General features: G+C 73.5%; 20 protein-coding genes. 10 read left to right on the forward strand and 10 right to left on the reverse strand.

Annotated elements, in window-relative coordinates; genetic code table 11:
* The coding region (locus AB0G32_RS34435) for an FtsX-like permease family protein (RefSeq protein ID WP_361172677.1) at positions 1–776 on the forward strand (776 nt) is incomplete at its 5' end.
* A 231-nt stretch (positions 777–1,007) separates the two neighbouring features.
* Positions 1,008–4,025, forward strand: a complete 3,018-nt coding sequence (locus AB0G32_RS34440; protein WP_361172680.1) for a glycoside hydrolase family 38 C-terminal domain-containing protein — start codon at positions 1,008–1,010, stop codon at positions 4,023–4,025.
* Between the two features lie 12 nt (positions 4,026–4,037).
* Here AB0G32_RS34440 and AB0G32_RS34445 read toward each other — a convergent pair whose 3' ends face one another.
* Positions 4,038–4,397, reverse strand: coding sequence for a cupin domain-containing protein (locus AB0G32_RS34445; protein ID WP_361172683.1), 360 nt, complete (start codon positions 4,395–4,397; stop codon positions 4,038–4,040).
* A gap of 146 nt (positions 4,398–4,543) precedes the next feature.
* Positions 4,544–4,822, reverse strand: a complete 279-nt coding sequence (locus tag AB0G32_RS34450) for a hypothetical protein (RefSeq protein ID WP_361172686.1) — start codon at positions 4,820–4,822, stop codon at positions 4,544–4,546.
* Positions 4,823–5,001: 179 nt separating this feature from the next.
* On the opposite strand from AB0G32_RS34450, the gene AB0G32_RS34455 reads away from it, so the two are divergent.
* On the forward strand, positions 5,002–6,666 hold the full coding sequence (locus AB0G32_RS34455) for an alkaline phosphatase D family protein (RefSeq protein WP_361172689.1): 1,665 nt from the start codon (positions 5,002–5,004) through the stop codon (positions 6,664–6,666).
* Positions 6,667–6,815: 149 nt separating this feature from the next.
* Entirely contained in the window at positions 6,816–8,192 is a 1,377-nt protein-coding gene (locus AB0G32_RS34460) for an alpha-lytic protease prodomain-containing protein (RefSeq protein ID WP_361172692.1), read from the forward strand.
* A gap of 104 nt (positions 8,193–8,296) precedes the next feature.
* On the opposite strand, the gene AB0G32_RS34465 is transcribed toward AB0G32_RS34460, so the two are convergent.
* The 6 genes from AB0G32_RS34465 to AB0G32_RS34490 all read right to left on the reverse strand — a co-directional run bounded on the left by AB0G32_RS34465 (position 8,297) and on the right by AB0G32_RS34490 (position 12,902).
* On the reverse strand, positions 8,297–9,379 hold the full coding sequence (locus tag AB0G32_RS34465; RefSeq protein ID WP_361172695.1) for a serine hydrolase domain-containing protein: 1,083 nt from the start codon (positions 9,377–9,379) through the stop codon (positions 8,297–8,299).
* Positions 9,376–10,299, reverse strand: coding sequence for a hypothetical protein (locus tag AB0G32_RS34470; RefSeq protein WP_361172698.1), 924 nt, complete (start codon positions 10,297–10,299; stop codon positions 9,376–9,378). Before AB0G32_RS34470 ends, AB0G32_RS34465 begins: the two co-directional genes overlap by 4 nt.
* The gene (locus tag AB0G32_RS34475) at positions 10,296–11,198 is read right to left on the reverse strand and encodes a hypothetical protein (RefSeq protein WP_361172796.1); all 903 of its coding nucleotides are present in this window, start codon (positions 11,196–11,198) and stop codon (positions 10,296–10,298) included. Before AB0G32_RS34475 ends, AB0G32_RS34470 begins: the two co-directional genes overlap by 4 nt.
* Before the next feature lie 41 nt (positions 11,199–11,239).
* Positions 11,240–11,935: a hypothetical protein gene (locus AB0G32_RS34480; RefSeq protein ID WP_361172701.1), complete on the reverse strand. Its 696-nt coding sequence runs from the start codon at positions 11,933–11,935 to the stop codon at positions 11,240–11,242.
* A 21-nt stretch (positions 11,936–11,956) separates the two neighbouring features.
* Positions 11,957–12,145, reverse strand: a complete 189-nt coding sequence (locus AB0G32_RS34485) for a hypothetical protein (protein WP_361172704.1) — start codon at positions 12,143–12,145, stop codon at positions 11,957–11,959.
* 118 nt (positions 12,146–12,263) lie between these two features.
* On the reverse strand, positions 12,264–12,902 hold the full coding sequence (locus AB0G32_RS34490; protein WP_361172707.1) for a methyltransferase domain-containing protein: 639 nt from the start codon (positions 12,900–12,902) through the stop codon (positions 12,264–12,266).
* A gap of 263 nt (positions 12,903–13,165) precedes the next feature.
* Here AB0G32_RS34490 and AB0G32_RS34495 point away from each other — a divergent pair, with 263 nt between their 5' ends.
* Positions 13,166–14,080, forward strand: coding sequence for an oxygenase MpaB family protein (locus tag AB0G32_RS34495; RefSeq protein WP_361172710.1), 915 nt, complete (start codon positions 13,166–13,168; stop codon positions 14,078–14,080).
* The gene (locus AB0G32_RS34500; RefSeq protein WP_361172713.1) at positions 14,077–15,573 is read left to right on the forward strand and encodes an aldehyde dehydrogenase family protein; all 1,497 of its coding nucleotides are present in this window, start codon (positions 14,077–14,079) and stop codon (positions 15,571–15,573) included. Before AB0G32_RS34495 ends, AB0G32_RS34500 begins: the two co-directional genes overlap by 4 nt.
* 19 nt (positions 15,574–15,592) lie before the next feature.
* Here the strand turns inward: AB0G32_RS34500 and AB0G32_RS34505 are convergent, their stop codons facing one another.
* A complete protein-coding gene (locus tag AB0G32_RS34505; RefSeq protein ID WP_361172716.1) occupies positions 15,593–16,219 on the reverse strand; it encodes a TetR/AcrR family transcriptional regulator in 627 nt (208 codons plus the stop codon).
* An 87-nt stretch (positions 16,220–16,306) separates the two neighbouring features.
* On the opposite strand from AB0G32_RS34505, the gene AB0G32_RS34510 reads away from it, so the two are divergent.
* Complete coding sequence (locus tag AB0G32_RS34510) at positions 16,307–17,422, forward strand: acyl-CoA dehydrogenase family protein (protein ID WP_361172719.1); 1,116 nt, start codon at positions 16,307–16,309, stop codon at positions 17,420–17,422.
* Positions 17,423–18,312: 890 nt separating this feature from the next.
* Here AB0G32_RS34510 and AB0G32_RS34515 read toward each other — a convergent pair.
* A complete protein-coding gene (locus tag AB0G32_RS34515) occupies positions 18,313–19,239 on the reverse strand; it encodes a LysR family transcriptional regulator (protein WP_361172722.1) in 927 nt (308 codons plus the stop codon).
* A 94-nt stretch (positions 19,240–19,333) separates the two neighbouring features.
* Between AB0G32_RS34515 and AB0G32_RS34520 the strand changes: the two genes are divergently transcribed.
* From AB0G32_RS34520 to AB0G32_RS34530, 3 genes are read left to right on the forward strand one after another with little or no spacing between them, the layout of a single operon-like run.
* Positions 19,334–20,443, forward strand: a complete 1,110-nt coding sequence (locus AB0G32_RS34520) for an epoxide hydrolase family protein (protein WP_361172724.1) — start codon at positions 19,334–19,336, stop codon at positions 20,441–20,443.
* Entirely contained in the window at positions 20,440–20,976 is a 537-nt protein-coding gene (locus tag AB0G32_RS34525) for an SDR family NAD(P)-dependent oxidoreductase (RefSeq protein WP_361172727.1), read from the forward strand. The genes AB0G32_RS34520 and AB0G32_RS34525 overlap by 4 nt, the downstream gene beginning before the upstream one ends.
* Positions 20,973–21,863: a fumarylacetoacetate hydrolase family protein gene (locus AB0G32_RS34530; RefSeq protein ID WP_361172730.1), complete on the forward strand. Its 891-nt coding sequence runs from the start codon at positions 20,973–20,975 to the stop codon at positions 21,861–21,863. The genes AB0G32_RS34525 and AB0G32_RS34530 overlap by 4 nt, the downstream gene beginning before the upstream one ends.
* Positions 21,864–21,914: the final 51 nt, after the last annotated feature.

Here is a 21,914-nt window from a genome sequence, read left to right on the forward strand (position 1 = left end):
CCCGGCCGGGCGGGCGGCGGGCCGCGCGGCGCCTGCCGGCGTACGCGGCGCTGGTCGCGGGGGCCGTGTGCGCCTGCTCGACGTTCGGGTTCGCCGCGACGGACGAGGCGCTGATGGCACCGGCCGCGTACGGGGCGATCCTGCTGTCGGTCGGTTTCGCGCTGCTGGCGGCGCGGCTGCTGACGGCGGCGGTGGGGTGGCTGCCGCTGGGCGGGGCGAGCGGCTGGCTCGCGGTGCGCAATCTGCGGCAGCGGGCCGGCCGGCTGGGCGGCATCCTGATGTCGCTGATCCTGTTCATGGCGGTGGCCACGGCGACGCTCACCATCCAGGCGGTGGAGAGCGACGCGGTGGCGGCGTCGGGCCGGGTGAAGTCGGTCGACGCCAAGAACCTGGAGACGCTCAACTTCACGGTGGTCGGCATCATCGCGGTGTTCGTCTGCGTGCTGCTGGTCAACTCGCTGTACGCGGCGACCGCCGCCCGTTCCGGCGAGTTCGGGCGGCAGCGGCTGGCGGGCGCGACGCCGGGACAGGTGCTGGGCACGGTCGCGGTGGAGGGCGTGCTGCTCACGGTGACGGGGGTGCTGTTCGGCACGGTGGCCGCGCTGGCCGGGATCGTGCCGTTCACCGTGGTCCGCACCGACGCGGTGCTGCCGGACGCGTTCTGGGGCACCTGGCTCGCGATGACGGCGGTCGCGGCGGCGGTGACGCTGGGCACCGGTGTGGGGACGGCCCGCCGGGTGCTGCGGGTACCGGCGGTGCGGGCGGTGGCGGTGTGATCCGGGGTCCCGGCCCGGCTCGGCGGGGCGGCAGCGGGCGGTCGGCGCACCACGGCCGCCGGCAGGACTCCGGCGAGCGGCGCGGCCGGTCCGCTCCGCACCCGGAGCGGTTCGGCCGCACGCGCGGGAAACTCACCGGGTGGGCGGCTCGTTGGGCGGGCTGACACCGCCTCATGCCTGATGTCCACCGCACAGCCGACCAGCAGACCGCCGAGCCCGTCGGGAGGACCCATGCACGACACCACCGCCCAGATCGAGAAGCGCGTCGAGCGCTTCGTACGGGAGCGCCTCGCGCCCGCCGCGGAGCGCCGGCACCGCGCGCTGGACGTGACGGCGTGGGAGGTGCCGGACGAGCCGGTGCCGTTCGCCGAGGCGGTGCGGCAGGAGTTCACCCCGGTCGCGCCCGGCACGCCGTGGAGCAGGCCGTGGGGCACGACGTGGTTCCGCGTCACCGGGGAGATCCCCGAGGGGTGGGGCGGGCCGGAGGTGGCCCTGGAACTCGTCGTCGACCTCGGCTTCTCGGCCCGCCAGCCCGGTTTCCAGGCCGAGGGGCTCGTGTACCGCCCGGACGGCACCGTCGTGAAGGGCGTCGAACCGCTCAACGCGGCCGTCCCCGTCGGCCCCGGCCCGGTCGACCTGTACGTCGAGGCCGCCGCCAACCCCGATGTCGGCGGGCACCACTTCTATCTGCCCACCCCGCTCGGCGACAAGAGGACCGCGGGCACCGAGCCGATCTACGCCCTGCGCAGGGCCGACCTGGTCGAGCGCGACCTGACGGTCGACGCGCTGCTGCGGGACTGCTGGACGCTGACCGGTCTGCTGGGCGAGCTGGAGCGGTCGCTGCCGCGCCGCGCCGAGGTCCTGCGCGCCCTGGAGCGGATGTGCGACGCCGTGGACCCCGACCGGGTGGCCGGCACCGCCGCCGCGGGCCGGGCGGCGCTCGCGGACGTCCTGTCCTCGCCCGCCTGCCCGAGCGCGCACCGGGTGGTCGCGGTGGGCCACGCGCACATCGACTCGGCCTGGCTGTGGCCGACCCGGGAGACGATCCGCAAGTGCGCCCGGACCTTCTCCAACGTGCTGGCCCTGATGGACGAGTACCCGGACTTCGTCTTCGCCTGCTCCAGCGCCCAGCAGTACGCCTGGGTCAAGGAGCACTACCCGGAGCTGTTCGAGCGCATCCGGCAACGGGTCGCCGAGGGCCGGTTCGTGCCGGCCGGCGGCATGTGGGTGGAGTCGGACACCAATCTGCCCGGCGGCGAGGCGCTGGTCCGGCAGTTCGTGCACGGCAAGGGCTTCTTCCTGCGCGAGTTCGGCTTCGAGCCGGACGAGGTGTGGCTGCCGGACTCGTTCGGCTACACGGCCGCGCTGCCCCAGATCGCCCGCGCGGCCGGCGCCAACTCGTTCCTCACCCAGAAGATCTCCTGGAACGACACCAACCGGATGCCGCACCACACCTTCTGGTGGGAGGGCATCGACGGCACCCGGATCTTCACCCACTTCCCGCCCGCCGACACCTACAACTCCGACCTGTCGGGCGCCGACCTGGCCCGCGCGCAGCGGCAGTACGCCGAGAAGGGCCTCTCCAACGTCTCGCTGCTGCCGTTCGGGTTCGGCGACGGCGGCGGCGGCCCCACCAGGGAGATGATGGAGGCCGCCGCCCGCACCCGGTCCCTGGAGGGTTCACCGGCGGTCGAGGTGGGCACGCCGCGTCACTTCTTCGACCTCGCGAAGGCGTCGCACCCGGCGCCGGGCACCTGGTCCGGGGAGATGTACCTCGAACTGCACCGCGGCACCTACACCTCACAGGCGCGGACCAAGCAGGGCAACCGGCGCGGCGAACACCTGCTGCGGGAGGCGGAGCTGTGGCAGGCCACCGCCGCCTGGCGCGGACTCGGCAGGTACCCGTACGAGGAACTCGACGCGGCGTGGCGGACGGTGCTGCTCCAGCAGTTCCACGACATCCTGCCGGGTTCCTCGATCGCCTGGGTCTACCAGGACGCGGAGCGCAACTACGCGGCCGTCGCCGCCGCCCTGGAGCCGCTGATCGAGGGGGCGCAGCGGGCCCTGGCCGGCGCGGGCGAGACGCCGGTCGTGTTCAACGCCGCCCCGGTCGCGGCAGTGGGCGTCCCGGCGCTGGGCGCGGCCCCGGGCGCCGTACCGGCCGCGACGGCGGCGGTGGCCGACGGATCCGGCTGGGTGCTGGACAACGGTGTGGTCCGGGCCTCCTTCGACGCGGCCGGGCTGCTGGTGTCCTTCGTCGAGCGGGACTTCGGCCGGGATCTGGTGGCCGGGGGCGAGGCGGCGGCGCTGCTCCAGGTCTGCCGCGACCTGCCGAACCAGTGGGACGCCTGGGACGTCGACGCGCACTACCGCCGCCACATCACCGAGCTGCGCGAGGCGGACGCGGTGGCGGCGGGGGACGACGGGCTGGTGGTACGGCGCTCGTTCGGGCAGTCGGCGTTCACGCAGCGCTTCCGGCTCGCCGCGGGCGCCCGGGAACTGGACATCGAGACCCGGGTCGACTGGCGGGAGCGGGAGAAGCTGCTGAAGCTGGCCTTCCCGCTCGCGGTGCACGCCGACCGGGCCGCCTCGGAGATCCAGTTCGGGCACGTCCAGCGGCCCACGCACACGAACACGTCCTGGGACGCGGCCCGGTTCGAGACGTCGGCGCACCGCTGGGTGCACGTCGGCGAACCGGACTTCGGTGCCGCGGTCGCCAACGACTCGACGTACGGCCATGACATCACCCGGTGCTGGGCCGCCGACGGGTCGGTGTTCACCCTGGTCCGGCAGTCCCTGCTGCGCGCGCCGCGCTTCCCCGACCCGCACGCCGACCAGGGCGAGCATGTGCTGCGCACGGCGCTGCGGGCCGCCCCGACCCTGCTGGAGGCCCTGGACACCGGCTACCGGCTCAACCTGCCGGTGCGCGCGGTCACCGGCGGCGGACCGGTGGCGCCGCTGGTCGCGGTCTCCTCGCCGGCCGTGGTGGTGGAGGCGGTCAAACTCGCCGAGGACCGTTCCGGGGACCTCGTCGTCCGCCTCTACGAGGCCCGCGGCGGCCGGGCCCGGACCCGGATCGAGGTGTCCGAGCCGTTCGCCCGCGCCTGGACGACCGACCTCCTGGAACGCGATCCCGCCGAGGTCGGCAACACCGCCGTCCGGTCGGCCTCCTGGGCCGCCGGGGAGCCGGTGGAGATCACGTTCCGTCCGTTCGAGATCGTGACGTTGCGGGTGCGGCGGGCCGACTGACCGGCTGATCGGCTAATCGGCCTTGGCGTACTCCTGGGCCATGCCGCCGGCGAAGTCGTGGACGACGACCTGTTCGTCGCCCACGACCCAGGCGTCGTGTCCGGGGGTGCAGACGAAGACGTCGCCGGGGCCGACCTCGCTCTCCGCGCCGTCGTCCATGCGCAGATGCATGCGCCCCCGCAGGACGTACCCGTTGTGGTGGATCATGCAGCTGTCGGTGCCGGCCAGCGGGGCCACCGACTCCGACCAGCGCCAGCCCGGTTCGAAGGTGGCGACGGCGAAGTCGAGTCCGCTCATGTGGACCGCCTCGATGTGTCCCTTGGGGAAGTCGCGCCGTTCGTCGGGCTTGTCGAGCGTCTTGATCTCCAGCATGACGCTCCTCCTTTCCGGCCGCCGTGTGCGCGGCCGGGGCCGGTCTCCGTCTGCCCCGCGCTGTCCACGGCTGACACCGGCGGGGGCCTGGCCCCACCCCTCCATGGTCCGTCCGGCGGGCCGCGGACGCCAACCGGCGGGCGGCCTCAGCGGTCCGGCGGCGGGGTGATCACGGCGTCGGTGCGGAGCGGGCCGCCGGTCGGGGCCGTGGCGCCCGGGACGATGGTGCGGCGCCGGTACTGGGCGTAGGCGACCGCTACTGGGCGTAGGTGACCGGGCGGCGGGGGTGGCCCGGCGGCAGGGGCGGCAGGGGCGGTGCCCGGCGGGTTGCCGAGGCTGCCGTAGCGCGGGTGGAAGGCGGCGAGCGCGGCGCCGGCCGCGGCGGGCGCCGCCAAGGAGCCGCGCGGTGACCGCGCCGCGCTCACCGGCCGCCGGACTCCGGTGCCCGGCGGCCCGGCTGACACCCCGTCCGGTGCGGCCCGCGCCCGGCGCGTCGTACCGCCTCCTGTGTGATCAGTCCCCACGCCCCGCACGTTTCTCCCGTTTTGGGTTTTTTGTCTGCTTAGCATGCATGGTCCGCCGCTCCCGTACGAGAGGACCCCAGATGGCGTTCCCGGGCCGTCCCAGCGCACTGGCCGCACATGCCTTCTCCCCGCACGACGCCGTGCTGGGCGCCGCCGCCCGGTACCTCGGCCGCCGGCGCTTCCTCACCGTCACCGCGGCCGCCGCGGCGCTCGCCTTCTCCACCAACCTGCCGGCCCGCGGCGCCGTCGCCGCGCCCGAACTGGACGCCGCCCGGCTCACCGACGACCCCTTCACCCTCGGCGTCGCCTCCGGTGACCCGCTGCCCGACTCGGTGCTGCTGTGGACCCGGCTGGCGCCCGAGCCGTTCGCGACCGACGGCGGACTGGGCGAGCAGCGGGTGACGGTGGAGTGGGAGGTGGCCCTGGACGAGTACTTCGGCGTCCGGGTGCGCCAGGGCACGGCGCTGGCCTACCCGGAGTACAGCCACAGCGTGCACGTCGACGTAAAGGGCCTGGACCCGGACACCGTGTACTACTACCGGTTCCGCGCCGGTGCGTTCATCAGCCCGGCCGGCCGCACCCGGACCGCGCCCGCCGCGGACGCCGCCCCGTCCGCCCTGCGGCTGGCCGCCGTCGCCTGCCAGGCCTACCAGGACGGCTACTACACCGTGCACAAGCACCTCGCCGAGGAGGACGTCGACTTGGTGTTCCACCTCGGCGACTACCTCTACGAGTACGCGGTCAACTCGGCGGGCGGCGAGCGCCGGTACACCGACATCACGCTGCCCGACGTGTTCAACCGGGAGGCGACCACCCTCGCCGACTACCGGCTGCGCTACGCGCTGTACAAGAGCGACGCGGATCTCCAGGCGGCGCACGCCGCCCACCCGTTCGTGGTCACCTGGGACGACCACGAGACGGAGAACAACTACGCCGGCAGCGTGCCCGAGAACGACGTGCCGCAGTCGGAGTTCCTGGTCCGCCGGGCCGCCGCCTACCGCGCCTACTGGGAGCACCAGCCACTGCGCTCCGCCCAGCTCCCGCAGGGCCCCGACGCCCAGCTGTACCGGCGGCTGCACTGGGGCACACTGGCCCAGTTCGACATCCTCGACACCCGGCAGTACCGCTCCGACCAGGCCTACGACGACCGGCCGCACGCGCCCGGCGCCGAGTCCGACGACCCGGCGCGCACCATCACCGGCGCCGCGCAGGAGCGCTGGCTGCTGGACGGCTGGAAGTCCTCCGGCTCGCTGTGGAACGTGATGCCGCAGCAGGTCACCTTCTCGCAGCGCAAGTTCGACCTGACCGCCGACGCCCGGATGTCCATGGACGCCTGGGACGGCTACCGCGCCTCCCGGGCCCGGGTGGTGGCCGGCGCCAAGGCGGCCGGCGTCGACAACTGGCTGGTGCTCACCGGCGACGTGCACGTCGCCTACGCCTTCGACATCAAGGAGGACTTCGACGACCCGGACTCCAAGACCCTGGGCACCGAGCTGACCTGCACGTCGGTGGCCAGCGGCAAGGACGGGGTGGACAAGCCCGACACCTGGGACACGTACATGAAGGCCAACCCGCACATGAAGTTCTTCAACGGCAAGCGCGGTCTCGCCACGGTGGAGATCGGCCGGGAGTCGGCCCGGCTCGACTTCAAGACGGTCGACGCCATCTCCCAGCCGGGCGCCGCGCTGAGCACCGCCGCGTCCTTCGTCACCGAGGCCGGCGCGCCGGGGCTGAAGCCGGCGTGAGCGGCCGGGCGGGTCCGCGTACTGCACTTGGCACCCGTCGGCGTCCCCCAAAGCGCGAACCGCGCGCCCGTCCGGCATCACCCGGGGCGGTTCGGGCTAGGGCTAGCACTCCCCCACCTTTCTCCGGAATGTCTCAGGAGGCACATCGCATGGTCGGCAGACACCTCACGGGCCACCGCCGCGCCGCTCTCACCGCGCTCGGCGCGCTGGTCCTGACCGCCGTCCCCTCGGCCGCGTCGGCCGGGCCGCCGCCCGCGCCGGGCCCGCTGCCCACCGCCGCCCAGACGCTCGGCGCCGACCGTCCGTCGGCGCAGGTGCTGCGGGCCCTCGAACGCGACCTGGGGCTGACGGCGGAGCAGGCGACGGCCCGGCTGGTCAACGAGGCCGAGGCAGGCACCCGGGCGGGCCGGCTGCGCACCACGCTGGGCACCCACTTCGCCGGTGCCTGGGTGAGCGGCACGACCTCGGCCCGGCTCACCGTCGCCACCACCGACGCCTCGCACGTGGCCGCCATCCGGGCGCAGGGCGCCGAGGCCACCGTCGTCAAGCGGACGCTGGCCGACCTCAGGACCGCCAAGGAGCGGCTGGACGCCGCCGGCCGGCGGGTCAGCACCCCCGACACGCCGGTCTGGTACGTCGACGTGCCGGCCAACCGGGTCGTGGTGCAGGCCACCAGCGAGCGGGCCGCCACCGCCTTCGTGCGGGCCGCCGGGCTGAAGGCGCAGGACGTGGGCGTGCGGGTGTCGGAGAACCGGCCGCGGGTGCTGGCGGACCTGGTCGGCGGCGAGGCGTACTACATCGACGACAAGGCGCGCTGCTCCATCGGGTTCTCCGTCACCAAGACCCAGGAGCAGGGCTTCGTCTCGGCCGGGCACTGCGGCAAGCCGGGCGCGAAGACCACGGGCGCCGACAAGTCCGCGCAGGGCGAGTTCAAGGCGTCCACGTTCCCCAGCAAGGACATGTCGTGGGTGGGGGTCAACGACACCTGGACGGCCACGCCCGATGTGAAGGGCGAGGGCGACACGAAGGTGCAGGTGGCCGGTTCGGTGCAGGCGCTGGTCGGGGCGGCGGTGTGCCGCTCGGGCTCCACGACGGGCTGGCACTGCGGCACCATCGAGCAGCACGACGCCAGCGTCAGCTACGCGGAGGGCACCGTCGACGGTCTCACCCAGACCACGGTGTGCGCCGAACCCGGCGACTCCGGCGGCCCGTTCGTCGCGGGCGCCCAGGCGCAGGGCATCACCTCGGGCGGCTCGGGCGACTGCACCAACGGCGGGACGACCTTCTTCCAGCCGGTCAACCCGGTGCTGGAGGAGTTCGGTCTCACCCTGAAGACACAGGAAACCCGGTCCACCCTGCCGGCCCCGGCGGACGAGGGGGCGGCGGACGGCTGGCGGACCGGCCGGGTCTACCAGGCCGGCACCACGGTCGTCTACGGCGGTGTGCGGTACACGTGCCTCCAGAACCACCAGGCGCAGGTCGCCTGGTCGCCGGAGGGCACGCCGGCACTGTGGCAGCGGGCCTGACGGGCGGCTGACCGGCCGGCGGTGGAACGGCGTCCGGCCCGGGGGAGGTTCCCCGGGCCGGACGCCGTTCGGCGGTCGGATCAGCTGTCGGATCTGCGGTCCGCTCAGGTCTCCGCGAGGAGGGCGTAGGCGCCGGCGACGAACGGGTCGTGGGCGCGGAAGCGGCGGGTGCAGACCGCGGCCAGCGCGGTGCCGGTGTCCGGCCGGAAGCCGAGGAAAGCCTGCTGGCCGAGGGTCGCGCCGCTGTGGAAGTACATCGGTCCGCCGTCGACGGGGTGCCGGAACCAGGCGATGGTGTGCACGTGGCGGTGGTCCCAGCCGCGGCGCAGTACGGGCACCCGGACCGCGCGCAGGGCGTCGGCGGCCGGCGACCCGTCCGGGTCGAGGTGCGCCTCCAGGAAGGTCAGCAGGTCGTGCGGGGTGGCGCGGACGGCGCCCGCCGCCTGGAAGCCGCCGGCGTCGAAGGGCGGTACGGGGGCGCTGCCGTCCTTGGTGTGGCCGACGGCGTCGGCCGCCGGGCCCTCGGGGGCGAGCGCGGTGCCGGCCAGGCCGAGCGGGCGCAGCACGTGTCCGGTGAGCAGTTCCTCCCAGGCGGTGCCGGTGGCGGCGGCGAGGGCGTGGCCGAGCACGGCGACGCCGTAGTTGGAGTAGCGCCAGCGGGTGCCGGGCCGGCGGTGCGGGCGGTGCCGCAGGAAGGCGTCGACGACCCGGTCGGCCGGGAAGCGGCCGTAGGGGTTGGTGCGCCAGGCCGGCAGGGCGCGGGCGCGGAACCCGGGTGGCAGGGCGGGCAGTCCGGCGGTGTGGGTGATGAGGTGGGCGAGGGTCACCGGGTCGGCTCCGGCGCCCCGGCCGGGGGCCAGGCAGGCGACGGCCGGTTCGCCGCCGGTGAGCCGGCCGGCCCGGATCAGCCGGGCCAGCAGCAGTCCGGTGAACGTCTTGGTCGCCGACCCGATCTCGTAGCGCAGGTCCTCGCGCGCGGCGCCGGGGGGCGGGGCGGTGCCGCCGGAGCGGACGGTACGGCGGCCGTGCCGGGAGAGCGCGAAGACGGTGTCGGGCGCGTCGGACGCCACGACGGCGGCTTCGAGCCGCTCGGCGTCCTCCGCCGCGGAACCGGGGTCGCCGGCCGGGGCGGGGTCGTCGAGGGGGGCGGTCGGCCAGAGCGCGGTCGGGGCGGTCCGGGTGGTCATGAGGTGGCGGTGTGCGCGAGCGCGGTGAAGGAGCGGGAGGTCGCCAGGGTGGCGGCGAAGGCGGCGACCAGCGTCGGGTGGTAGACGGTGTCGAACACCTCGTCGGGGTCGCCCTCGGGCATCCGGCGGATCGCGGGCATCGCGCCGTCGGGCTGCTGGGCGGCGGCGAACGCCTCCCAGGCCCGCTCGTCGAGGGTGGGCTCCGGCAGACAGGCGTCGACGACGAGGAGTTCGCCGAGCAGGTCCCAGCGCTCCAGGTCGGTCCAGTCGTCCAGCCAGGCCGGCAGCCAGGCGGTGAGGTAGTCGGCGACGTGCGGCGGCAGGCCGGCCGGGTTCTCGCCCCAGTCGGTGAGGTGGAAGACGGCGTGCGTGATGTCGTAGGCGATGTGGCCCTCGACGGTCCAGGGTTCGGGGGTGCGGGCCAGCCAGGTCTGGGTCAGGGCCTCGGCCTCAGCGGGGCGCGGGGTGAGGCCGAAGCGGCGCTGGAACGCGGCCAGGCCCAGTCTTCGGGTGGGGGTGCGCTCGAAGGACGCCCAGCTGTCCAGCCGGTGGTTGAGGACGGCGGCCCGTTCCAGTTCGGGCTGGCTGTGGCCCAGTTCCTTGAAGGGCAGGTACACCTCGAAGGGGATGGACGAGATCGGTTCCGTGCGCTGGCCGCGCACCAGCATCCGGCCGCCGTCCAGGGTCTCGCGCCAGACGTGGTCGAGGAGCTGACGGGCCAGTTGGGTCTGCCGGGAGCCGGCCACGCCCTCGCGGAAGAGCACCTTGCAGATCAGGGCCAGCTCGCCGATGGGCTTGAAGCGCTGGAGCAGACCCACCTCGGGGTCCACGTCGGGCTCCAGCCGGAAACCGTCCCGGTGGGCCCACAGCCATTCCAGGGCGCGGGCCCCGACGGTGTGCGTCAGGCGCGTGGCGGTCATCCGGGCGCTCCTTGTCCGCCGAGGTGTACGTCGCTGAGGTGTACGTCGGTGAGGGTGGCCGCGAACGCGGTCATCAGGGTGGAGTGGTAGCAGTGGGTGAAGTCGTCGGCGGGCGCCGCGGCCACCTCGGGCAGCGCGCCCGAGGGATGCCGGGCCGCCGCCAGGCGCTGCCACCCCTCCTGGAGTGCGGGCGGCTCGAGGGAGCCGGGCACGCTCGCCGCGACGGCGAGGAGTTCGCAGCTCAGGTCCCACAGGCCGGCGTCCAGGCAGGTGTCGAGCCAGGGCGGCAGCCACTGCGTCAGGTACTCCGCGAGGCGGGCCGGGACGCCGGCCGGCCCGGCCCGGCCCCAGTCGGTGAGGTGGAAGACGACATGGGTGAGGGCGTATCCGGCGGACCGTTCGAAGGTCCACGGTTCGGGCAGGCCGCCCAGCCAGGTGCCGTCCCGCGGCGCGTCGGGGGCGCCGGTCCGGGTGATGCCGCTGTGCCGTTCGGCGGCGCGGACACCGAGCCGGCGGGTCGGGTCCTGTTCGGTGAGCCGCCAGCCGCGGGTGCGGGCCACCGTGGCGGCGGCCCGCTCGTAGCGGCGGTGCCGCAGTCCGGCCGCGGCGAAGGCGGCGTAGACCTCCAGCGGGTACGTGGCGAAGGGTTCCTGCCGTTGCAGGGCGAGGAAGAGCGCGCCCCGGCCGGTCTGCTCCCAGGCGTGCGCCAGCAGGTCGCGGGCGCGCCTGTGCAGGGGATCCGCGGGGGCGGTGAGCGCGGTCACGGTGGCGCACACCTGGGCGAGTTCGCCGAGCGGCTTCCAGGTGCGGTTGACCTCGGCGTACGCGGCGAGCGCGTCGTCGCCGAGGGTGAAGGCGGCGCGGTGGCCGTCGGCCCAGGCCAGTGCCGTCTCCGCCATGTCCCGGACGTCCCGGGCCGCCGCCCGGACGGTCACGGCGCTCACACGAGTGCCCCGGTGCGCAACTGCCGGGCCGCCCGTACCTGGAGGCCCGTCTGCGGGTCGCCGTCGGCCATGAGTTCCACGAAGTCCAGCCCGGATGCCAGGCCCAGGGTCTGCGGGACGTCGTCCAGCAGGGTCAGCCACCGGCCGGCGCCGGCCGCCTGGAGCCAGTCGCGGCGGCGCACCGCGCGGACGAAGCCGCGGGCGAGGTCGAGGGTGCGGTGCCGGGCCACGCGGGCCACGGCGCAGTCCTCGCCGGGCAGCGCGAGCGGGGCCAGGATCGCGAGTTGGTGGGTCAGGACCCGCCAGTCGGCGACGTCGAGCCAGCCGGCGCCGGGTTCGGGGCCGGGGCTCACCGAGCCGGGTCCGGTCAGTCGGTGCAGGGTGCGGGTCATCGCCCAGTGGCTCCACACCACGGTGGGCGCCGCGTCGGCGCGGGGCGGGTAGCTCTCCACGGCCTGCCGGAACAGGGCGAGTTCGGTCTCGCCCGGGCGGGTGCCGAAGAGACGGTGCGGCAGCAGGAAGTCGGCTCCCAGGACCCGGACGGCGGCCGGTGCGAAGCCGTCGGCGCCGACGGCCGGCGGCAGGTCCCCGGACACCGGGCCGTGGCCCCCGCTGCTGAGAGCGGAGGCCACGCCGGCAGCCAATTCCCGCACCGCGTCCGTCAGAAGGGACGAAGTGCCTGGCTGGTGCATTCACTGCTCCTGTCGGTCAGGTCAGCCCTTCTTCGGGCGCGGGGTCGGCGGCGACAGCAGCAGGCCTCCCTGACCGCCCGCCAGGGCCAGCGCCGCGCACTCGCGGCTGTCGCGGAAGACGCCATCCGCCTCGGCCGGGTCGAGTACCGCGTCGATGTCGATGTTCGGGGTGCGGGTGATCTCTTCGGTCACCGTGTCCTTGGAAGGCATGTCACCATCTCCCTCTAGGTCGGTCAAAAGCCTTCACACCACAGGTGTCCCTCCAGTCACAAAACATGCCTATCTCTCAAAAAAAACTCTTACCGTACTTTTTTCAACAAATCGGACATCACTGATTTCGCCGCAGCCGCCACACGTGGTCCTCGCGGTAACCGTCGACACCCTCGGGGGATGCGCTGGCCCGGCGGACGGTCTCGCAGGTCTGGGCGGTCCACTCACCGTCCGGCAGGTCCAGGTCGGCCAGCAGGCCGTCCAGGGTGGGGAACTCGGCATCGAACGGGGGTTCGGTCTGCCAGGACGGCCAGCCGGCGTGCAGGACCAGCAGCAGGGTGCCGCCGGGCGCGACGGCGGCGGCCGCCCGGCGCAGTACGCCGCGCTGGTCGAGGGCGACCGGGGACTGGAGGTAGTGCGCGCTCACCAGGTCGAAGGAGCCCGCGGGGAACGACTCGCCCAACTCGTGCCGCTGCCAGGCGGTCCGGTCCCCGACACCCGCCTCGGCGGCGTGCGCGGCGGCGCGTTCGAGGGCCGTGGCGGCGATGTCCACGCCGGTGACCCGCCAGCCCCGGGAGGCCAGCCACACGGCGTCACCACCCTCGCCGCAGCCGAGGTCCAGGGCGGTGCCGGGCGCCAGTCCGGCCGCCTCGCGCACCAGCAGTTCGTTCGGGCGGCCGCTCCAGACCCGGCCTGAGTCGCGGTAGCGGGACTCCCAGAACTCGGTGGGCCGGGCGGAGAGGGGGTTGCTGGTCATGGGGTGCCTCCGGGACGGACGGGCCGGCCGCCGCGGGAGTGCGGCGGCGCACCGGCGAGCCTGCCCCGGACACCGCGCCGGCGGCGAACGACTTTGCCGGTTCGGCAAAGCGGACGGTGACGGTCCGGCTGGTCGGCCGGCGGCGGGCCGCCGGGGCGCCCGCTCCGGACCGGTCCGTCGTGTCCGCGGCCTTGACGCACCCGATGAAACAAGTCGATAGTTTTTGTATCTTCGGCTCTCTCGCTACCGGGAGGCATCAGCGCATGGGGCGTTACAGCCGGCTCCGGCGGATCGAACGACTCGATCCGCGCACGGACCACGAGCGGATCTTCTGGCTGCTCACCCAGTACGAGTTCCCCTGGGACTACACGCAGGGCGTCTCCGTCGCCTTCCTGCGCGACTACGGCGTACCGCGCATCTCCCGGCTGCTGGACCGCACCCAGGAGTTCGAGCGCGCGGGCCAGAAGCGGTACGACGACACGGTGCTGATCGCCTACGAGATGGTCCGCGAGGGCCTGGACTCCGCGCACGGGAAGGCGACCGCCCGGCACCTCAACCGCATCCACGGCCGCTACCGGATACCCAACGAGGACTACCGCTACGTGCTGGCCACCACCGTGGTCGGGCCGAAGCGGTGGATCGACCGGTACGGCTGGCGGCCGCTGTCCTGGCAGGAGACCGAGAGCCTGGCGCTGGTGGGCCGGCGGATGGGCGAGCTGATGGGCATCACCGGCCTGCCCGCCGACTACGCCGGGTTCGAGCGGCTCCTCGACGCCTACGAGCGGGAGATGTTCGCCTACGACCCGGCCAACCGCCGGGTCGCCGCGGCCACCCTGCGGGTGCTCACCGGCTGGTACCCGCGGCCGTTGCGGCCGTTGGTGGCCCGGCTCTCGCTGGCCCTGCTCGACGAACCGCTGCTCACCGCGCTGGGGTTCGCCCCCGAGCCGCGCTGGCTGCGCGCGGCGGCGCACCGCGCCCTGCGCACCCGTGCCGCGCTGGTACGCCGGATGCCGGCCCGCCCCGGCTGGTGGCGGTACCGGCAGAAGCCCCGCAGTTATCCGTTCGGCTGGACCCTCGACGACCTCGGCCCGCACTGGGCCCAGGGCAGGCCGCTTGAGCCGCTCGCCGAGGAGCGGAGCGCACAGGAAGCATCCGCGGATTCCAAGGAGTGCCGATGACCCGGACCACCCCGCAGCCGGCCGACACGTTCGTCTCCCGGGCCCCGGCCACCGGCGAGGTGCTCGCCGACCACCCGGTGCACGGCCCGCGAGAGACAACGCGGGCGGTGGACCGGGGACGGGAGGCCCAGGCCCGCTGGGCCGCGCTCCCGGCGGCCGGGCGGCGGGCCCTGCTGCTGCGCTGGAAGCGTCGGCTCGCCGACGAACTGGACGCGGTGGCCGGGACGGTGGCGGCGGAGACCGGCAAGCCGCGCCAGGACGCCGAGCTGGAGGTGCTGCTGGCCCTCGGCCACCTGGACTGGGCGGCGCGCAACGCCGGGCGGGTGCTGGGCCGGCGGCGGGTCCGCACCGGGCTGGTCGCGGCCGATCAGGCAGCCTCGCTGGTGTACCGCCCGCTGGGGGTGGTCGGGGTGCTCGGCCCCTGGAACTACCCGGTGTACACGCCGATGGGTTCGATCGGCTACGCGCTGGCGGCGGGCAACGCCGTGGTGTTCAAGCCGTCGGAGTACACCCCGGGCACGGGCGTGCTGCTGGCCGAGTCGTTCGACGCGGCCGTGCCGGCCCACGCCGGGCTGTTCGGCGTCGTCACCGGGGCGGGCGGGACCGGGGAGGCGCTGGCCCGGTCCGGGGTCGACAAGGTCGCCTTCACCGGCTCGCCGGGCACCGCGCGGAAGGTGATGGCGGTGTGCGCCGAGCGGTTGACGCCGTTCCTGGCCGAGTGCGGCGGCAAGGACGCGGTGATCGTCACCGCCGACGCGGACCTCGACGCCGCCGCCGACGCGATCGTGTGGGGCGCGATGAGCAACGCCGGGCAGACCTGCGCCGGTGTGGAGCGGGTCTACGTGGTGCGGGAGGTGCACGCCGCGCTGTGCCGCCGGGTGGTGGAGCGGGCCCGCGCGCTGCGCCCCGGGGCGGGGCCGGACGCTTCCTACGGGCCGATGACCATGCCGGCCCAGGTGGCGGTGGTGGAGCGGCATGTCGCGCAGGCGCTGGCCGGCGGGGCGCGGGCCGAACTCGCCCCGCCGGACCATCGGGAGGGGCCGTTCGTGTCGCCGGTCGTGCTGGCCGACGTGCCCGAGGACTCGGCCGCCATGACCGAGGAGACCTTCGGTCCGGTGGTCGCCGTCAACGCGGTGGCGGACGTGGCGGAGGCGGTGCGGCGCGCCAACGCCTCCCGGTACGCGCTCGGCGCGGCGGTGTTCTGCGGCAGCCGCCGCACCGGTGCGCGGATCGCGGCGCGGCTGCGCGCGGGCGCGGTGTCGGTCGACTCGGTGCTGGGCTTCGCCGCCGTGCCGGCGCTGCCGTTCGGCGGGTCCGGCGACTCCGGTTTCGGCCGGATCCACGGGGCGGACGGGCTGCGGGCCTTCGCCGCGCCGCAGTCGGTCACCGTCCGGCGGTTCGCGGCCCCCTTCGACCTCACGTCGTTCCGCACCCCGGCCGCAGCGAAGGCCCGTGCCGTGGCCCTGGTGCGAGGGCTCCATCGACGGCGCTGAGCGGTCGGGCGGCGGGCGGTCAGGCGGCGAGCAGCGGGGCGAGGTAGCGGCGGGCGAAGGCGCGGGCCTGGTCGGCGTCGTCGAGTTCGATGCAGCCGGCCGGGTTGAGCAGGAAGGAGACGGCGACCCGGACCATCAGCTCGGCCACCGGGCGGGGGTCGGAGTCCGGGCGGCCCTCGGCCTGCTGGGCGCGGCGCAGATGGGCCGTCAGATAGTCGGTGGTGGCGGTGAGGGAGGGGCCGCCCTGCACGGTGAAGTAGGGCAGCACCAGCTCGGGCTCCAGCCGCAGCAGACCGCCGAACAGCGGGTGTTCCCTGGTGTGCCGCAGGGCCACCACGAAGCCCTCCACGACCCGGTCCTCCATCGTCGGCAGTCCCGCGACGGCGTCGTCCAGCTGCTGGAAGAAGCGGCTGCCCTCGCGCAGCAGACAGGCCTCGACCAGGCCGTCCTTGGACCGGAACCGCCGGTACACCGTCACCCGCGACACCCCGGCCCGCTTGGCGACGTCGTCCACCGAGGAGCGGCGCAGGCCGAAGGTCGTGAACTGTTCCAGCGCGGCGTCCAGGATGCGCCGGGCCACCTTCTCCTCCGTCTCGGGCCGGGCGATGGCCCGGGCGAGCAGGGAGTCGTTCGCAGAAATCGTCATGGTGCCCCTCACGGTACCGGCATACCCCAGAACAGCAACAAAGACACAAGTGCCATATATACGTATCGATGTATCCGGAGGATCGTCATGGGAAGCCGTCTCACCGAGCAGCAGGCCGATCTCGCCGCCGCCGTCCGGGACTTCGCCAAGCGCGAGTGCGCGGGCGGGGACCGGGAGCGGCCGCACGACGCGGAGGTCTACGCCAAGCTGGCCGGCCTGGGCTGGCTCGGGGTCTGCCTGCCGGAGGAGTACGGGGGCGCGGGCGGCGGTCTCGCCGACGCCTGTGTGTTCCTGGAGGAGACCTCCTACGGTCTGGTCCCGGCGGGCGGGTTCATCACCACCGTCATCACCGCCAAGGCGTACGAGCGGTTCGCCGGCCGGGCGCGGCGGCGGGAGGTGCTCGGCGGGGCGGTGCGGGGCGCGGTGCTGTCGATCGCCATGTCGGAGCCCGGCGCCGGTTCGGACGTCGGCGCGCTGCGCTGCCGGGCGGAGCGGCAGCCGGACGGGGGCTGGCTGGTGGCGGGGCAGAAGACCTGGATCTCCAACGCCCATCTCGCCGAGAGCATGCTGCTGGTGGCCCGGACCGGCGCGGACAAGCACGGCGGGCTGAGCATGTTCCACGTCCCGATGGACACGCCCGGCGTCGAGGTGCGGGGCATCGAGACGATGGGCGGCCGGGAGGTCAACGACGTCTTCCTGACCGGGGTGCGGCTGCCCGCCGACGCGGTGGTCGGCGAAGTGGGGGCGGGCTGGCGGCAGTTGATGGCCGGGCTGAACTACGAGCGGCTGTTCCTGGCCGCCACCATGCTGGGGCTGGCCCGGCGGGCGTTCGACGACGCGGTGGCGTACGTCCGCGAGCGCGAGCAGTTCGGCCGGCCGGTCGGCACCTTCCAGGCGCTGCGGCACCGGGTCGCCGACCTGGCCACCGAGATCGAGTGCGTACGGCTGCTGGTGCGCGAGGTGGCGGCGGACTGCGACGCCGCGCCGGACCGGCTCTTCGCGCGCGAGGCGTCGATGGCCAAGCTGAAGGCGACGGAGACCGCCAAGCGGGTCGCGCTGGAGTGCGTGCAGCTGATGGGCGGGTACGGCTACGCCACCGAGTACGGCATGGAACGCCATCTGCGGGCCGCGGTCGTCTCCACGGTGTACGGCGGGACCAGTGAGATCCAGCGGGACATCATCGGCAAGAGCTACGGGCTGTAGGGGTGTGACCGGGGTACGCGCCAAGGGGCCCGGAGATGGTGGTGGACTTCGTGCGGCGGGCGGTGGAGCTGCCTGAGGGGACGCTGCCGGCGTACCGGGCGGAGCGGACCGCCAGGCACCACCTGGGCCTGGTCCGCAAGCAGGCCGGCGTGACGGCCATCATCAGGATGACAAGGCCCCGGTCTCCTGTCTCTGACCCCCGGTGCGAAGTAGCTGCCGCTCTCTTCTGCCCTCCCGATGCTTCATGTCCGTCCGGTTCGTCAGGCCGAACGATCAGTCGGCGCAGGGGCGGGAGCGTTCATGCGCTGGGAGCGGTCGCCAGAGGACGTGGTGGCGTGCTGGACGCCGGTGGGGAGCGACTGGGACCTAGTCGCGAACAAGTCCGGCCCGACCCGGCTCGGCTTCGTTGTCTGGAGTCACTGAGGCACTGTCCAGGACGTGCAGCACGTACGGGTGAAGCCCTCTCGGCCCCGTCCTGAACGGGATTGCCTTCCGTCATCCCCGGAACCCGGCCAGCACGGCCGACCACACAGTTCGCGGCCGACACCCAGGACGCGGAGATCCTGGCCAAGCGCGTGCACGAGATGTCCGCCGACCGGTCGTACTCGCGGCGGGTCCTGCGCTGTATCAGGATGGCCGGGGTTCTGTCGAAAGGCCGGCATCGGGCGCGGTGAGCGCGGTGCACACCGGGTGTGGTGCTGAATGCGCGAGGTGCGGCCTGACCGCGCCGCACTGTCCACGCCCTGCTCGAGCGCGGCGCGCTCGGCGTCGTCCGGTTCAGCGGTACGCAGGACGTCCCCGGAGGAGATCCCCGATCTCGTCGGGACGCTGTGGCGGCGGACCAGGCAGGGGCCATGACCGCTTGCGTATGCGGGCGGAGCTGCCGCTGATCATGTCGTGCGGATCGGTCCTGCACGGTGGGTTCCGGTAAGCAGAGCTTCGGCATGCTTGCGGAAGGCGGTGACCAGACGGCCGCGGTCGCCGGTGCGCGTGGCGAGTACGACCTGGCTCGGTTCGACCCCATGCAACGGGACGGTGGTCAGGCTGGGATGCAGGCCGGTCGCGTGGTCGAGGGGCGGCCCGATGGCCACGGCCTGCCCGGCGGCGATGAGTTCGTGTTTGTCCTCAAGGGCTTCGACCAGGGGGCCGTCGGGCGCGGGCCGCCCGTCGGGCCGGGGATCGAGCCGCCAGTAGGCGTTCAGCAACGGGTCGGACTGGCGTACGTGGGGGATCGGCTCGTCGGCGATGTCGCCGAGGGTGACCGACTCCTGGCCGGCCAGACGGTGGTCCCGGGGCACGACCAGTACGCGCGGTTCGTCGTAGAGGACGGTGACGCGCAGCTGGTCGGTGGGGAACGGCAGGCGCGTCACCACCGCGTCGACGCGGTGCTCCAACAGCGCGGCGCGCGAGTCGTTCCAGGCGAGCAGGCGGGTGTGGACCTCGGCATCGGGATTGCGGTCGAGCAGGGCGCGAACGGCCGGAGTGATGACCAGCCCCTTGGTGTAGCCGATGGTGATGCTGCTGGGCCGGGCCGCGGCCCGGGTGCGGGCCATCGCCTCGACCGCGGCGCGCAGCACCCCCTGGGCCCGGGGCAGGAAAACCTCGCCGGCCTCGCTGAGCCGGGTGCCGCGCGTGGTGCGGTCGAGCAGGCGGACGCCCACTTGCTGTTCGAGGCGGCGGATCTGCCGGCTCAGCGACGGCTGGGTGGTGTGCAGCGCTTCGGCGGCACGGCCGAAGTGCTGGTACTCGGCGACCACCGTGAAGCACTGCACCAGCCGGAGGTCGAGGTCCACGGGTGCGGGGAAGCGTTCGGACACCACCCCACTCTAGCTGCACTTATACGCGGCCTGTATTACATGTGTCGGAACAATCATTGGACTGCGCGCTCGTCGCGGCCGCACCGTGGTGACCATGACATCGGACAGCGTGACACCGTTTCGTATCGACATTCCGGACAGTGCCCTGGAGGATCTGAAGGACCGGCTCCACCGGGTACGTCTTGCGGGCCGGGAGACAGCGCCGGACAACGGCCAGGGGGTGCGGCGGGAGCGCCTTGAGGGGCTGCTGGAGTACTGGGCCACCGGGTACGACTGGCGCGATCTGGAGCGGCGGCTCAACGAGCTGGGCCAGTTCCGCACGACCATCGACGGCCTCGGCCTCCACTTCATGCACGTACGCTCACCCCGCCCCGACGCCACCCCCCTGTTGCTGCTGCACGGCTGGCCGGGCTCGTTCCTGGAGTTCCTCAAGACCGTCGGCCCGCTCACCGAGCACGGCTTCCACCTCGTCGTCCCCTCGATGCCCGGCTACGGCTTCTCCGACCAACCCGCCTCGCCAGGCTGGGGCCCGGACCGGATCGCCCGTGCGTACGGCGTGCTCATGCGGCGCCTCGGTTATGACTCCTACCTGGCCCAGGGCGGCGACTGGGGCGGTGTCGTCGCGACCCGCATGGGGGCGCAGCGCCTGACGGGCCTGCGTGCGATCCACGTCAACTTCCCTGAGTTCCTCGCCGCACCACCGGTCGGCGACGCCCCGACCCCTGAGGAGAAGGCCGCACTCGATCAGGGCAGCCGCTTCATCGCCGTCCATTCCGGATACCACGTCGTGCAGCGCACCCGGCCGCAGACCATCGGCTACGCCCTGACCGACTCCCCGGCCGGGCAGGCCGCCTGGATCTACGAGAAGTTCCTCGACTGGGCCCGGCCCGACGCCCTCACCCCCGACGAGATCCTCGACCACATCTCCCTGTACTGGTTCACCGGCACCGCCGCTTCCTCCGCCCGCCTGTACTGGGAGTACGCCCGGCAGCCGCTCGCTCTGACCGAGCTGGACCTTCCCGTCGGGGTCAGCGTCTTCCCGGACGAACTGACGCGTACCCCGCGCATCTGGGCCGAGCGCGCCTATCACGACCTGCGCTACTTCAACGACGACATCCCCGCGGGCGGCCACTTCGCCGCCCTGGAGCAGCCTGAGCTGTTCGTCGAGGAGATCGTCAAGTTCGCGCGGACGGTGGCCGCATGAAGACGGTCGTGATCACCGGGGGCACGGACGGCATCGGGCGCGGCCTCGCCCGCGTCCACCTCGAGCGTGGGGACCAGGTCGTGGTCGTCGGGACGGACAAGGCCAAGGCCGAGCCCGGCGCCTGGTTCATCCGGGCCGACCTGGAGCGTAGGGAGACCGCCGACGGCCTGGAGTCCAACTTCGCGCTGACCTACCTCAGCCGTTTCCTGCTCAGCCACGGCCTGGCCGGCCTACTCGGCCGCGCCGCGGATCCGGTCGTGCTCAACTTCGGCGGCGCCGGGCGTTTCGGGCCCCCACGTTGGGACGACCTTCAGCAGCGGACGCGGTATCACGGCCTCACCGCGATGATCCAGGCCGGGATCCTCAACGCTGCGCTCGCGGTCGACTTCGTCGGCCGTCACCCCGCCATCCGGTACGTGAACACCTTCCCCGGCACCGTCGCCACGAGCTTCGCCGGCGACTACGACGAGGCCGAGGCCGCGCAGATCTGTCGTCTTCGCGCGACCGGTAAACGGGAGGTGCTTGCCCGATGAAGTGGGTCAGCTACCGCTCCGCCGACGGCTCCACGCGCTGCGGCGTGGTGCACGACAACAAGATCCACGCCGTGGGCTCGGGCCTGTTGGAGCTGCTGCGCGCCGAAGGCGGGCTGGAGGCCGCCGCGACCAGAGAACCGTCTGAGATCGTCGAGTTGGCTACGGCCGACCTGCTGCCGCCGATACCGGTGCCCCCGGCGGTCCGGGACTTCGCCGCGTTCGAACGTCACATCAGTAACGCGGGTAAGGCAGCCGTTGGCGACGGCAGGGTCAGCCCGGTCTGGTACGAGTATCCGCTCTTCTACTTCTCCAACCCGGCGGCGATCAAGGGACCGCACGACGAGGTCCCGATCCCGCCGGGCGCCCAGTTGTGGGACTACGAGGTCGAGGTCGCCGCGGTGATCGCCGGGGACTGCTCGAACCTTGACGCCGCCACCGCGGAGAAGCACATCGCCGGCTACCTGGTCTACTGCGACTGGAGCGCACGCGACATCTCCGCGAGCGAGATGGGGTTCGTGTACGGCCCGTCCAAGAGCAAGGACGCCTCGACCAGCCTCGGCCCGTTCCTCGTCACCCCCGACGAACTGGAGCCCTATCGCTCGGGCAAGGGCTATGCGTTGCGGATGGACGGGTACGTCAACGATGAGCATTACGGCGGCGGCAGCTGGGACGAGATCCACTGGTCGTTCGGCGAGATGCTGGCGCACGCGTCGCGCGGCACCTCGCTTCGAGCCGGTGACATCCTCGCCAGCGGCCCCGTGGGCACCGGCTGCATCCAGGAGTTGTCCGGCCGCCGCCGCTACCTGGCACCGGGAGACACGGTCCGGATCGAAGTGCAGGAACTCGGCGCGATCTCCGCACGGATCGCCGCGCCAGAGCCGTCCTGACGTACCCGATGCACCAAAAACGATCTTTCCCTTTCCACTTGTCGGGAGACC

The sequence above is a fragment of the Streptomyces sp. NPDC023723 genome (assembly GCF_040639815.1).
Classification (GTDB): domain Bacteria; phylum Actinomycetota; class Actinomycetes; order Streptomycetales; family Streptomycetaceae; genus Streptomyces.

Excerpts from the sequence above, each read along its gene's own strand:
- AB0G32_RS34460 (WP_361172692.1), top strand. The coding sequence starts at position 6,816 with ATGGTCGGCAGACACCTCACGGGCCACCGCCGCGCCGCTCTCACCGCG.
- AB0G32_RS34470 (WP_361172698.1), bottom strand. The coding sequence starts at position 10,299 with ATGACCGCCACGCGCCTGACGCACACCGTCGGGGCCCGCGCCCTGGAA.
- AB0G32_RS34465 (WP_361172695.1), bottom strand. The coding sequence starts at position 9,379 with ATGACCACCCGGACCGCCCCGACCGCGCTCTGGCCGACCGCCCCCCTC.
- AB0G32_RS34440 (WP_361172680.1), top strand. The coding sequence starts at position 1,008 with ATGCACGACACCACCGCCCAGATCGAGAAGCGCGTCGAGCGCTTCGTA.
- AB0G32_RS34525 (WP_361172727.1), top strand. The coding sequence starts at position 20,440 with ATGAAGACGGTCGTGATCACCGGGGGCACGGACGGCATCGGGCGCGGC.
- AB0G32_RS34445 (WP_361172683.1), bottom strand. The coding sequence starts at position 4,397 with ATGCTGGAGATCAAGACGCTCGACAAGCCCGACGAACGGCGCGACTTC.
- AB0G32_RS34455 (WP_361172689.1), top strand. The coding sequence starts at position 5,002 with ATGGCGTTCCCGGGCCGTCCCAGCGCACTGGCCGCACATGCCTTCTCC.
- AB0G32_RS34520 (WP_361172724.1), top strand. The coding sequence starts at position 19,334 with ATGACATCGGACAGCGTGACACCGTTTCGTATCGACATTCCGGACAGT.
- AB0G32_RS34530 (WP_361172730.1), top strand. The coding sequence starts at position 20,973 with ATGAAGTGGGTCAGCTACCGCTCCGCCGACGGCTCCACGCGCTGCGGC.
- AB0G32_RS34495 (WP_361172710.1), top strand. The coding sequence starts at position 13,166 with ATGGGGCGTTACAGCCGGCTCCGGCGGATCGAACGACTCGATCCGCGC.
- AB0G32_RS34510 (WP_361172719.1), top strand. The coding sequence starts at position 16,307 with ATGGGAAGCCGTCTCACCGAGCAGCAGGCCGATCTCGCCGCCGCCGTC.
- AB0G32_RS34490 (WP_361172707.1), bottom strand. The coding sequence starts at position 12,902 with ATGACCAGCAACCCCCTCTCCGCCCGGCCCACCGAGTTCTGGGAGTCC.
- AB0G32_RS34485 (WP_361172704.1), bottom strand. The coding sequence starts at position 12,145 with ATGCCTTCCAAGGACACGGTGACCGAAGAGATCACCCGCACCCCGAAC.
- AB0G32_RS34475 (WP_361172796.1), bottom strand. The coding sequence starts at position 11,198 with ATGGCGGAGACGGCACTGGCCTGGGCCGACGGCCACCGCGCCGCCTTC.
- AB0G32_RS34480 (WP_361172701.1), bottom strand. The coding sequence starts at position 11,935 with ATGCACCAGCCAGGCACTTCGTCCCTTCTGACGGACGCGGTGCGGGAA.
- AB0G32_RS34505 (WP_361172716.1), bottom strand. The coding sequence starts at position 16,219 with ATGACGATTTCTGCGAACGACTCCCTGCTCGCCCGGGCCATCGCCCGG.
- AB0G32_RS34500 (WP_361172713.1), top strand. The coding sequence starts at position 14,077 with ATGACCCGGACCACCCCGCAGCCGGCCGACACGTTCGTCTCCCGGGCC.